We start from the raw sequence: 12,473 nt of genomic DNA on the forward strand, positions 1-12,473 counted from the left end.
GTCATGCACGCGCCGCATTTTTTTATCTCCGCCTTCATCTACCTCTCTGCTGCCGTGCTGCTGGTGCCGGTGGCGCACCGCCTGGGACTGGGCAGTGTGCTTGGGTATCTCATCGGCGGAGCGTTGATCGGACCCTTTGCTCTGGGATGGGTCGGTGGAAGGCAGGGAGAAGAGGCGATGCACTTTGCGGAGTTTGGCGTGGTGATCATGCTTTTCATGATCGGGCTGGAGTTGGAGCCTGCGAGGCTGTGGCGCATGCGCGGACCGATTTTTGGACTGGGCGGACTGCAGGTGTCTCTGACCGCGCTGGCAGCGATGGGCGTGGCGATTTGGTGTGGACTGGAGGCCAAGCCAGCACTGGCGACGGGGATGATCCTGGCGCTGTCATCCACGGCCATCGTGATCCAAACGCTGCAGGAGAAGGCGCTGATGCGTACGGACGGAGGGAGCGACTCGTTTGCAGTGCTGTTGTTTCAGGACATCTCGGTCATTCCCATGCTGGCGGTGTTTCCGCTGCTGGCTGCGAGCGGGGCCAAGGTGGAACATCATGGCTGGCTGCAGGAGCTGCCGCACTGGGCGCAGCCGATCGTCACGCTCGGCGCGGTTGTGGCCATCGTTTTTGCCGGGCAGTATGTGGTGCCTCGTGGGTTTACGATTCTGGCGAAGACGGGGCTGCGAGAGCTGCTGACCGCTGCAGCGCTGCTGCTGATCGTGGGGGTGGCGCTGCTGATGACGCAGGTGGGGCTGTCTCCTGCGCTGGGGGCCTTTGTGGCAGGCGTAGTGCTGGCAGGAAGCCACTACCGGCATGAGCTGGAGAGCAATCTGGAGCCTTTCAAGGGGCTGCTGCTGGGGCTGTTCTTTCTTGCCGTGGGGGCGTCGCTGGATTTTGGCGTGATCGCCGGAAAGCCGCTGCTGGTGGCCGGACTGGTAGGAGCTTTGATCTTGCTCAAGGTGGTGGTGATCTATGGGATCGCCACACTGCTGAAGATCCGCGGGAGCCACCGCTGGTTGCTTTCACTGGCACTGGCGCAAGGTGGGGAGTTTGCGTTTGCGCTGCTTTCGATGGCGATCCAGCAGGAGATTCTGGAGGCTGAGACGGCCCGGCTGCTAGTGGCGGTGGTCGCGCTTTCCATGGCTGTGACGCCGCTGCTTTTCATCCTTTATGAGCGTGTGCTGGCACCACGCTACACGGCCGTGAGCAGGGAGGAGCGGGCACCTGACCGGATCGACGAGCATGCGCCGGTGATCCTGGCCGGATTTGGCCGGTTTGGGAATTTCGTGGGCCGCTTCATGATGTCTCAGGGGGTGAAAGTGACGGTGCTGGAAAGCGACCCCGACCATGTGGACATGCTGCGCAAGTATGGCTTCAAGGTGTTCTATGGAGATGCCACGCGGCTGGATCTGCTGCATGCGGCGGGCATCGAGCATGCGCGGTTGCTGATCATCGCGCTGGCAGATCAGGCCAAGGTGGCACAGCTGATCGCAGAGGTGAGGGAAAAATTTCCGCGGCTGCACATCATGGCGCGAGCTCGCGACTATGATCAGCGGTTTGAACTCATGAGCCTGGGGCTGGAGGCAGAGGACAGCGTGCACGAGCAGATGCACAGCGGGCTGGAGCTGGCCGTGCGAGCCCTGCGCGCGCTGGGGAAACCGGCTTATGCCACCGAGCGCGCCGCGCGCCGGTGGAGGCGCTATGATGAAGAGACCGTGCACCTGCTGCTGCCGGTGCAGGAGGACGATGACGCCGTGGCCAGCATCGTGCGCGAGCGACGCATCGAGCTGACGCAGCTGTTTGAAAAAGACCGTGCTGAACTCCCAGATGCGAGTGACACGGGCTGGGAGATCAACCGGGCAGAAGAGAGCTGACGTCTTACTTTGCGGTCAGCTTGATGTTGCGGAACCAGGTCTCGTCTCCGTGCTCGGTCAGCATGATTTTGCCTTTGCCAGGGGCGAAGCCTTCTTTGTTCTTGAATTTGCTTTTGGCGATGCGCTCCTTCCACTCGGGAGTGGTGGTGTCTGCCTCGCAAGCCAGTGCGCCATTGAGCCAGTGCTGGATCTTGCCGTCCTGAACGATGATCTTGCTGGTGTTCCACTCGCCAGCGGGCTTCAAGGCCTTGCCGGCCACGGGCTCCTTGATGTCGTAGATGGATGCAGTGGTGTGGGAGCCGCCCTTGAGGCCGTCGGGGTGGCCGCTGTCGTCGATCATCTGGTATTCGATGCCGAGCCATTCCTTGCCACCGATTTTGGCCACCCAGTATTTGATGCCGTTGTTGCCCTTGGCGTTGACCTTCCACTCCCATTCCAGCTCGAAGTTGGAATATTCGTTTTTGGAAATGAGGGCGCCTGCTCCTTTGCCAGCGAGGTGGATGGTGTTGTCTCCTTCAGTAACCCAGCCGCTAGAGGGGGGCTCGCCTTTGGCATCAGTGAAGTCTGCCAGTGTGAGGTGTACAGGTTCGGCTGCGGTGGCGATGGTGGCCAGGGCGAGGAGGGAGAGCAGGATGCGCATGGTGGTCGGAGGAGATAGGGTTGTAGGGGCATGAAACGTCGTGCGGGCGGAGTTGCCAGCATCTTTTTTCACGGGGTGATATTCTGTCGGCTAGGCGGCGTTTAAACTGGCCTCATGAAATTCATTCTGCTCCTAGCCCTGACCGCGAGTGCAGCCCTGGCTGCTGATGCCCCCAAGCAGGCACCCAAAAAAGCTGCGAAACGCGGGCCGCACCCCTCGCTGGTGAAGGTGGAGGATGTGGCCGACCTGCCGCGGGTGCTGCTGATCGGCGACTCGATCTCGATGGGCTACACGCTGGATGTGCGCGAGATGCTGAAGGGGAAGGCCAATGTGCACCGGATACCCACGAACGGAGGTCCGACAACGAACGGACTCAAGAACATCAAGGCATGGCTGGCGGAGTCGAAGTGGGATGTGATTCACTTCAACTGGGGACTGCATGACTTGAAATACATCGGCGAAGATCCCGCGAAGCTGGAAGACCCCAAGGCACCGGGGGCGCATCCGCAGGTGGCGCTGGCTGACTATGAAAAGAACCTGGCCGAGCTGGTGAAGATCATGCAGGGGACTGGAGCCAAGCTCATCTGGTGCAATACCACGCCAGTGCCTGCCGGATCCGCAGGACGTGTGGAAGGTGACGAGGTGAAGTACAACGAAGCTGCGGCGCGGGTGATGAAGGCTGCGGGCATCTCCACTGATGACCTCTGCGCACATGCTGCTGCCAAGCTCAAGGACGTGCAGCTGCCCGCGAATGTGCATTATTCTCCCGAAGGCTATCATTATCTGGCTGAGAAAGTGGCCGCTGTGATCGCCGAAAACCTGCCGAAAAAACAACCATGAAACACTTCCTGCTTTTGCTGGCCCTTACGGGGCTGGCGCATGCCCAGATCAAAACTCAGAACGAACCGACCAACGCTGCCGAGGCTGCCGCCAAAAAGGCAGCCGAGGACAAGGCGGTGGATGAAAAGTACCAGGCATGGAAGGCCACGCTGCCGCCGGATGAGCAAGCATGGGAGACGGTGCTGGAGCAGAATTTGGGCAACGGCTTCTATCTGCCGCTGCACAAGAAGGACAAGGTGGCCGGGCGCTCGAATGCCTGGGACTTTGTGAAGGACGATCCGAAGCTGCCGCGTGTGCTGCTGATCGGGGACTCCATCTCACGCGGCTACACGCTGGACGTGCGCAAGGTCATGGCAGGTAAGGCGAACGTGCATCGTGCACCGGAGAACTGCGGACCGACGGCCAACGGGGTGAAGAAGATCGACATCTGGCTGGGAGATGGAAAATGGGATGTGATCCACTTCAACTTTGGCATTCACGACCGCAAAACGCCCGCTGCTGACTATGAGCAGCGGCTGGAGACACTGATCGCGCGGATGCAGAAGACGGGGGCCAAGCTGATCTTTGCCACCACCACCCCGGTGCCGCCGGACACGAAGGACGGGCCTGAGCTTGTGAGCCAGATCGCGGAGAAGAATGAGATCGCGCTGCGGGTGATGAAGAAGCATGGGATCGTGATTGATGATCTGCATGCCTTCCTGACGCCCCAGCTCACGGGCATCGCCAATCCGCAGGATGTGCATTTCAATGCCAAGGGCTACGAGCTGATGGGACAGCAGGTGGCGAAGTCAATCGAGGCGGTGCTGCAGAAGTGAGTGCCAGTCTCAGACCAGGCGGTCCTTCAAAGCCCGCGCCACTGCGGCGGCTCGGCTGTGGACATCGAGCTTGGTAAAGAGATTGCGGGTGTGGGTGCTGGTGGTGTGAATGCTCACCTGCATGCGCTCGGAGATCTCCTTGGCCGTGAGGCCCTCCACCAGGAGCTTGAGCAGAGCGTGTTCACGTGGTGAAAGGGAGACGGGTTGGGAGGCGGGCTGGGTGAGTTTGGCGAGCATTTTGACCACGCTGGCGGCGACCTTGGGAGACATTGGCGAGCCGCCGTGGGCGGCCTCATGGATGGAGGCAACAATGGTCTCCGCAGGGGAGGTCTTGATGAGATAGCCACTGGCTCCTGCGCCGATGGCATGGCCGATTTTCTCCTCGTCTTCAAAGACGGTGAGAATGACGATGCGGCAGTCTGGAGCGAGCCTGTGCACATCGCCAATGATTTCAAGGCCGCTGCGCCCAGGCAGACCGACATCCAGCAGCAGGACATCCGGCTTCTGCGAGTCTGCGGCGGCTTTAAGGACGGCGAGCATGGTTTCGGCGTTGGCGAATGCGGGAGCGGCGGCGAGGCCACGCTCTGGGGTGCAGAGGCGCTGCAGGGAGCGGCGGAAGGTATCGTGATCCTCGACGATCCAGGTCTGGATAAGCGGCTCTGGTTTCATAAGGCAGGCGGAGAAAGCTCCCTGGCGGTGGCTCGTACCCAGCGATGAGTGAGGGGCAGATCCAGCACGATGAGTGTGCCGTGGCCGGGTGTGGAGGTGAGGTCAAAAGCGGCGTGCATGGCTGCGGCGCGCTCACGCAGATTTCCAAGGCCATGACCGCTGAATGTGGCCGAAGTATTAAAGCCTGCACCGTTGTCTTGAATCTCGATGCGCAGACCGTGGGTGCCGGGGATGAGATGGAACCGCACATGAGTGGCACCAGCGTGCTTGGAGATATTGTTGAGCACCTCCTTGCAGAAGAGATAAATCTCACGCCGGGTCTCAATGTCTGGCTCCATTGTCAGAGGTGAAGCCGGAAGAGCACAGTCAAGCCGGATGCCGCGCAGCAGGCGCTCGGTGAGGCGTTGAAGCACATCCACCCAGTCGTCCTGCGATGCTGCCTTGCGGCGTGTGCTGATGAGATCAACCATGTCCCGCATCGAGTCCGCAGTTCCTGCCGCCACCCGCTCGATTTCTGTGAGCTCCGATTTGAGAGATTCCAGCGTGGCATCTGGCTGATTGGCCATGGAACAGATGAGTGTGATGCTGGCGAGGTTTGAGCCGATCTCGTCGTGGAGATCGCGGGCGATTTTGTCGTGCAGACGCTGGGTGTCGCGTTTGCGCTGGAGCTGCTGTTTCCAAAGCAGGCCGCCAGCAATGAGGATGATGAAGCAGACGCTGCCAAGGCTGCCATAGACGAGCTGCCGCTGGGCATGCTCGGCCAGAGCCGTGCGTCGCGACTGAAGCTGTTTGTTTTCGACTTCGAGAGTCTGGCGAGTTTCGAGCTGCGAGAACCATTCTGGCAGGCTGATAAGCCGGCCGTCTGCGGTGAGGCCATCATTGAGGGCGTCCAGCCCCCAGCCGACGGCGTCTTCGCCCATGAGAGTGTCGCTCGAAGTGAAGCTGCCCTGAGGAGCGATGTTTTCCTGTCCGTGGAAGACCTGCATCTCAGCAAGCGCAAAGGCATAGTCATTTTTGCGATACCAGAGCTCCTTGGTGGTGATGCGGATGAATTTAGCCCGGGTGTGGCGGGCTGGAATGCAAACAAAGTTCATACCAGGGGAGGGCTGGAATTCATCGGTGACGTCCAGAAGAGTGACGGCATCGCTGAAATCTTCCTTGGTGGCCGTTTCCACGGTATAGAGCTTGGGGAAGCCATAGTCATACCATAGAGGCACTTCCTTGAGATGTACCGGAACGAGGCGGACTTCATCAATCGTGGTGATTTCGGGCAGGGTGAGAGTGAGCCACTTCTTTTCCGACTTGGTGCTGGTCGGCGTGCTGTGGAATCCTTTTTTACCGCCTGGCCCGGGCTGAATGGGAAGGCCGAGCGGTGTGACCATGTCATTGAGATTGGCGCGCATCCATGCTCGTGGAGCGTTGCGGCTGCTGGAGCTGGAGACAGTGGCGTCGATGGCCAGATTGCGCGAGCCTGAAAGCACCAGCATTTCGGCAAGGGCGAGAACTTCAGGGCCGTCGATGGACCAGGGCTCGATGGCAGTGAGGCGCACTCGCCTGACCTGACGTGGAGCAAACCGGGCGATGACAGGCTGGCAGCCGGGATTGGGAAAATCCTGCGAGGTATGATCCAGCACGACATGCGCCGCGCCAGCATCATCAAAGACCTCCAGCCTAAAACGAACGGGGAAGCCATAGCCTGCCACCACGGCTTTGGCCGCCTTGGCCAAAGGAGGGACAAGGATAACGGCGTCCACTGGTGCAGCTTCACGGAGGGTGATCTCCATCCAGCGGACATCCTCTTCGGTGCTGTAGCCAGTTTTCAGTCCGACGCGAATGCAGCTGTTGATCAGTGCAATTTCCGGCAACGCCTGCAATCGCTGCGTGTGGTCCAGGATGGATGCGTCAAGCGTTTGGAGATCTCCCCAAGACCAAAAGGCGAGGCGCTCAGCCCAGTGCGACTCTGCCGCAGTGGTGGAGTGGGCATGTAAAAGCCAGGTGATCAGCAGTGCTGAAAAGAAGTGCAGCCTGGGTGCGCACACACGAATGCGCGACGCCTTGGTCATGGGATAGATCGTGATGGAAGGCGCCTGCTTCATCGGTGCCAGAATTTTCCATGATGTCTGGATTTCTTCATTCAGCATTTTGTCATCGGAACTCACCTATTTTGGTGAGCTGACGGAAGCGGTAGCCGGTGCAGAGTCAAGATGTCAAAACCACTCATCCTTGATCATGAATTCGCGTCTTTCACTTCTTCTCGCCTTCAGTCTGATGAACTGCACCGTCCTTGCCCAGCAGGAGGAGGAAGAGACATCGAAAAAGAAGTTTGTCATCCCCGCAGATGTGAATGGGATGAAAACGATCTTTTCGGCTCCCGAAAATGTGCGGGCACTCAAGGTGGGTATTTACTTCGGTCCGGGAGCGCCGGCGTCGGGGGTGGAAAATGTGACGAACGTGCTGAAGCCATTCAGCCAGATCAGCGTGGTGAGACTGAGCGGAGAGGAAATAGGCACGCAGAATCTCGGCGTGTATGATGTGCTGGTCTTTCCTGGCGGCAGCGGTTCCAGCCAGGCGAAGGGAATCGGGGAAGCAGGGGCCAAGAATGTGCGGGAATTTGTCCGCAATGGTGGAGGCTATGTGGGCATCTGCGCAGGGGCGTATCTGGCGTGCTCGAATTTTTCCTGGGGCCTGGGTGTTTTGAATGCAGGAACCGTTTCACCCAAATGGCGAAGGGGGCAGGCTTTTCTGGACCTTGAAACGACATCTGAAGCCACCGAAGTGCTAGGTGAGGCGAAGGGAGTTTTCAAGGTGCGGTACAACAACGGACCTATCCTCAAACCCTGGACGCGCACGGACCTGCCTTCCTACCAAACGCTGAGTGTCTTCCGCTCTGAAGTGGCGAAGTATGGGGCTCCTGAAGGCGTGCAGGTAAACTCCCCGGCGCAGGTCATCGCTCCCTTCGGCAAAGGACGTGTGTTTGTATCCAGTCCGCACCCAGAAAACACACCTGGGCTGGAAAACCTGATCCCGCGCGGCATCATCTGGGCTGCAGGCCCTAAAGCGAAGGAGGTGCTGCCTTGATCATTCGCGTGATTGCATTGATCTGCAGCCTGGCTGGCATCACGCAGGCTCAGAATACCTACACGTCTCCTTACACCGTCAAATTTTCCTTCAAGGAAGAGGATTTGATCGGAGATCTTCTGAAGGGCCCGCGTGCAGATTCGAAAGAGTACGCCAGTGTGCCTTTTCAGGAATGGTATAATCCGGCCAACCAGACCCGCTGGACTTACCGCGGGCCTCCAGCGAAGCATTTCAATCCACCTGCCGGACTGAGCAACAAGAGCCCCCAGTGGTCCCGCGAGCGTGTGATAGCCGCTGGCATGAGATACATTGGATACAGCTACCAGCACCATCATGTGCCGGAGTGGGATCCTCCTGCAGAATGGCCGCGAGATTCGGAACAAAAGACTCCAGCTGGCAAAGGGCTGGATTGCAGCAACTTCACCGCGTTTGCTTACAACCTAGCTTTGGGCATCAAGCCGACAGGAGACATTCGTGATCAGTCTGAGATGACTGAAGTGAAGGGGCCCGGCCCAGGCCGGATCATACCTGTCACGCGTATTGAGCTGCCAACCAAGCATGAGGATTTTGAGAAAGAGCTGCTCTCGGGAGATCTGCTCTACATAAAAAACACCAAAGGTGTGCTGTCCCATGTGGTGCTGTGGGTGGGCAGTATCGGGCGCTCACCTGACGGGATGCCGCTGATTCTTGACAGCACTGGCAGCGGTAATTACGACGCCAAAGGCAGTGAGATACCAGACGGCATCCAGCTGCGCGCGTTCACGCCGCGTTCCTGGTATTTTCGTCAGGCCAGTCATGTGCTGCGCATCATTCCGAAGGGCAAGTGACTCGCATGAATCACCTATCAGCCATCCTTTTAACCTTCACTTGCGGACTGGGTTTTGCGGGCGAGCCGACACCGGGAAGTCATGTGTATGGTCTGCGTGATTTCATCGAATATATTCCAGGTGATCTTCCGCTGGTGGTCGCAGCGCCACATGGAGGGCACTTGACGCCGAATGATCTGCCCGACCGAAAGAGTGGTGAGACGAGCGCCGACGCCAACACGCAGGATCTGGCGCGGCAGATCGCAAATGTGATTCACGAGCAGACAGGACATCACATTCACCTTGTCATCTGCCGTCTGCACCGAAGGAAACTCGATGTGAATCGTGAGATCATGGAGGCTGCGCAGGGGGACAAAGAGGCAGAGCTGGCATGGAAGGAGCACCATGGATTTATCGAACAAGCGTGTGCAAGCGCTGTGAAAAGATTTGGCGTGGCTTTTCTCATTGATCTGCACGGCCACGGCCACCCCGTTCCCCACGTGGAACTGGGATGCCTGCAGAATGTGCAGCAACTGGCAAAAAGCGATGAAGCACTGAATGAGAAGGAATGCATTGAGGGCAGCAGTCTGCGCTGGATTGTTGAACATGGAACTCACAGCCATGCAAAGCTGTTGCGTGGACCGATGAGTTTTGGAGCGATATTGGAAAGCAACGGCTTTGCCGCCACTCCGAGCCTGAGCATGCCGGTGCCAACGCAGCCGTTTTTCCGAGGTGGCTACACCATCTCAAGGCACTGCAGGAGTGAACGTAACGTCACGGGACTCCAGATTGAGACGAATCGTCCGCGTCTGCGAGATACTGCGGCAAACCGCCTGAAATTTGCACAGGCCCTGTTTGCGACCCTTGAGAGTTATCTTCCCGTCCATATCGGCCTTGGGATCGACGGAATGAAAACCACGCTGGCGAAGCATCATTCCGAGGCCGGTCTTGAACAGACGAAAACTTCCGACCAAGCCCCCCCATAGCCCCCAAACCCAATCAGTGTCGCCGCTCCCCAACCACGGTGACGCTGGCGCTGATTGAGACATGAAAAAAAACCCACGTTTAGAATACGGCAAACTCCACCTTTTGATCTCACCGCTGCTTGCAGCAGCATGTCTGGCCCAGACGCCAGTTTCCGCCCAGAGCACTTTCACCACGGCATCCGGCAACCAGTCATGGGGCACGGCTTCGAACTGGTCTCCATCAGGGGTGCCCAATGCCGTGGGAGCTTCCGTGATTTTCAACACCCCCTCCGGAGGGAATCAAGCCATCAACAGCTTTGGAGCAGTGCGTACTGTGGGTTACATGACCATCAACAACGATTCTGCCAATACATTTTCGATCACCACTACAAACACCCTGACCTTTGACGCCACCTCTGGCAATGCGGCGCTGACGGTGGCAGGATCAGGAGACAATCTGAGCACTTTTGCATCGAGTCTTAGCGTTGTTTTAAATGATTCCCTGGACCTGTCTGTGACCAATACGGCGAGCTCCGCTGCGGACGGAGCTCTGAAAATCAGCGGGGCTATTTCCGGAGCGGGACGTATCATCAAAACAGGCGCAGGCATCATGACTCTAGCCAGCTCGTCCAACACCTTTACCGGAGGTGTGTCCATTCTAGGCGGAACTGTGCGCATTTCGGCAGGGGCTGCGCTCGGAGCCGCACCGGCCAGTTACGTGCCGGACCAGATCATCATCAATGGAGGCACGCTAGAATATACCGGTAGCGGGGTCACCTCTGCATCGAATCGGGGTTTTGCTCTGGGAAGCAGCACCGGAACGATCAGCGTGACGGGCACGGGCTCCTACCAGATCGCCGGAATTGTTTCGGATGTTACTGGGCAGTCGGGCGCGCTGCGCAAGACGGGGTCTGGAACGCTTTACATCAATCCAGGCAGCGCCAATACGTATTCCGGCGGTACCACCATCGTATCTGGCACTCTTCAGATTGGGATTGCAGGCAGCTTGGGTACTGGGACTGTCAACCTGGGCAGCACCGGCGGGGGAAATGCCACTCTTGAGAACACCCTCGGAGGTTACACGTTTTCAAACAACATCAATGTCATCTCTGGCAGCGGGGGCGTGCTGACCTTGTATTATTCTGGGGCGGCCGCTTTCAACAGCACTTTCAGCGGAGCCATCAGCATGGGGGACAATCTGGTCATTCGCAGCGATGCGATCAGCGGTCAGGCCATGCGAATCACGGGAGCTGTTTCAGGTGCGGGTAGCATCACCAAGACCGGCACAGGAGTTCTGAGGCTGGAAAACAACAATGCATCTTACACGGGGATCACCACCATTTCAGCTGGGACCTTGCAGATAGGCAACGGCAGCACGACAGGGGGAATCGGCACGGGTGCGATTGTCAACAACAGCAGCCTTGTGGTCAATCGCAGCAATTCGCTGACCCTGAACAATGACATGAGCGGGACGGGAGCATTGGTGCAGGCTGGAACTGGCACAACCACCATCAACAACACCAACACCTATTCCGGAGGCACTGTGGTCGCCAAGGGGACTTTGCAGTTCGGGCGCACATCATCCCTCGGCAGCGGAGCCGTGACTCTCGGCAGTGTCGGAGGAGGAGATGCCACCATGGAAAACTATCTGGCAGGCTGGATCACCAGCAATGACATCAGCACCGTGTCAGGAAGCGGTGGCACCTTGACGCTTTCGTACACCAGCAGTGTGACAGGGTTTGGCAGTTCGGTCTTCTCGGGAGCGCTGACGTTAAACGACAGCATTGTCATTCGCAGCGAGGCCGCTACGGGACTGGCCATGCGCATGCAGGGTGCCATCAGCGGTTCAGGTGGGATTACCAAAACCGGGGCGGGCGTGGTCCGCCTGGAAAACAACAACGATGGTTATTCTGGGACCACGACCATCTCTGCCGGCACGCTGCAGGTGGGAAATAATGGCAGCACAGGCGGTCTGGGATCCGGCAACGTGGTGGACAACAGCGCGCTCCTCATCACGCGATCCAACAGCTACACTCTGGCCAATCAGATCAGCGGCACGGGCACGCTGACTCATTCAGGTTCCGGCATCACAACCCTGAGCAATGCCAACACCTATAGTGGTGGCACAAATGTTACTGCAGGTTCATTGCTGGTGACCAACACGACAGGCTCGGCGACTGGCACCGGCGGCGTGATTACTTCTCCAGGCACCGCTTTGGGCGGGAAAGGGACAATTGCGTCCACAGGCTCCAACAGCGTCGTCATCGGAGGAGCCGTGTCACCTGGGGTTCCGGGAGAAAATTCCGGGGTGGGAACACTGACATTCACACCTGTGGATGGAACGCTTTCGTTTCAGAGTGGAAGCGCGGTGGTATTTGAGCTTCTGGCCAGCGGCAGCAATGACAAGATCGTCTTCAATGCCACTGGCGCAGGAGTGATGGATTTTTCGGCCATGGGTGCGGGCGGTCTCATCGTTTCGTTTTCTGCCGGTTATATTCCGCAGCCGGGCCATTCCTTCGATCTGATTGACTGGGCGGCGGTCTCTGGCACTGGGATCAGCGGCCTGACTGAGTCGCTGCTCAACCTGAGCACTGCCGGCTTTGATCCCTCCTGGCGCTGGGACACATCATTGTTCAGCACAAGCGGGGTGATTTCGGTTGTTGCCACTGTGCCAGAGCCTTCGCTGGGGTTGATGCTGATGGCAGGTCTCATGGCGCTGGCGCTCAGGCGTAAACGGCTGAGGTGCGTATTTGAGTGAATATCTGCGGCTCTATGCTCAGCAAAATAAGTGAAT

Annotated in this window: 10 protein-coding genes; 7 read left to right on the plus strand and 3 right to left on the minus strand. The window is 58.4% G+C overall.

Annotated elements, in window-relative coordinates:
- Window positions 1–3 precede the first annotated feature (3 nt).
- Window positions 4–1,866, plus strand: a complete 1,863-nt coding sequence (locus HNQ65_RS23125) for a monovalent cation:proton antiporter-2 (CPA2) family protein (protein WP_184343536.1) — start codon at window positions 4–6, stop codon at window positions 1,864–1,866.
- A gap of 4 nt (window positions 1,867–1,870) precedes the next feature.
- On the opposite strand, the gene HNQ65_RS23130 is transcribed toward HNQ65_RS23125, so the two are convergent.
- Window positions 1,871–2,506, minus strand: a complete 636-nt coding sequence (locus HNQ65_RS23130) for a 3-keto-disaccharide hydrolase (RefSeq protein WP_184343538.1) — start codon at window positions 2,504–2,506, stop codon at window positions 1,871–1,873.
- A 114-nt stretch (window positions 2,507–2,620) separates the two neighbouring features.
- On the opposite strand from HNQ65_RS23130, the gene HNQ65_RS23135 reads away from it, so the two are divergent.
- Window positions 2,621–3,346 (plus strand): SGNH/GDSL hydrolase family protein, encoded by a 726-nt coding sequence (locus HNQ65_RS23135; protein ID WP_184343539.1) that lies wholly within the window; start codon window positions 2,621–2,623, stop codon window positions 3,344–3,346.
- Window positions 3,343–4,161: an SGNH/GDSL hydrolase family protein gene (locus HNQ65_RS23140; protein WP_184343541.1), complete on the plus strand. Its 819-nt coding sequence runs from the start codon at window positions 3,343–3,345 to the stop codon at window positions 4,159–4,161. The genes HNQ65_RS23135 and HNQ65_RS23140 overlap by 4 nt, the downstream gene beginning before the upstream one ends.
- A 9-nt stretch (window positions 4,162–4,170) precedes the next feature.
- Here the strand turns inward: HNQ65_RS23140 and HNQ65_RS23145 are convergent, their stop codons facing one another.
- On the minus strand, window positions 4,171–4,830 hold the full coding sequence (locus HNQ65_RS23145) for a response regulator (protein WP_184343543.1): 660 nt from the start codon (window positions 4,828–4,830) through the stop codon (window positions 4,171–4,173).
- Window positions 4,827–6,989 carry a sensor histidine kinase gene (locus HNQ65_RS27050; protein ID WP_221306264.1) on the minus strand — a complete coding sequence of 721 codons (2,163 nt, stop codon included), beginning with the start codon at window positions 6,987–6,989 and terminating at the stop codon, window positions 4,827–4,829. Before HNQ65_RS27050 ends, HNQ65_RS23145 begins: the two co-directional genes overlap by 4 nt.
- Window positions 6,990–7,059: 70 nt before the next feature.
- Here HNQ65_RS27050 and HNQ65_RS23155 point away from each other — a divergent pair, with 70 nt between their 5' ends.
- The 4 genes from HNQ65_RS23155 to HNQ65_RS23170 all read left to right on the plus strand — a co-directional run bounded on the left by HNQ65_RS23155 (window position 7,060) and on the right by HNQ65_RS23170 (window position 12,437).
- Window positions 7,060–7,908: a BPL-N domain-containing protein gene (locus HNQ65_RS23155; protein ID WP_184343547.1), complete on the plus strand. Its 849-nt coding sequence runs from the start codon at window positions 7,060–7,062 to the stop codon at window positions 7,906–7,908.
- A gap of 8 nt (window positions 7,909–7,916) precedes the next feature.
- Window positions 7,917–8,735 carry an NlpC/P60 family protein gene (locus HNQ65_RS23160; protein ID WP_184343549.1) on the plus strand — a complete coding sequence of 273 codons (819 nt, stop codon included), beginning with the start codon at window positions 7,917–7,919 and terminating at the stop codon, window positions 8,733–8,735.
- A gap of 5 nt (window positions 8,736–8,740) precedes the next feature.
- Entirely contained in the window at window positions 8,741–9,700 is a 960-nt protein-coding gene (locus HNQ65_RS23165) for an N-formylglutamate amidohydrolase (RefSeq protein WP_184343551.1), read from the plus strand.
- Between the two features lie 61 nt (window positions 9,701–9,761).
- A complete protein-coding gene (locus HNQ65_RS23170; protein WP_184343553.1) occupies window positions 9,762–12,437 on the plus strand; it encodes a PEP-CTERM sorting domain-containing protein in 2,676 nt (891 codons plus the stop codon).
- The last annotated feature ends 36 nt before the right edge of the window (window positions 12,438–12,473 follow it).

The organism is Prosthecobacter vanneervenii, from assembly GCF_014203095.1.
GTDB lineage: Bacteria > Verrucomicrobiota > Verrucomicrobiia > Verrucomicrobiales > Verrucomicrobiaceae > Prosthecobacter > Prosthecobacter vanneervenii.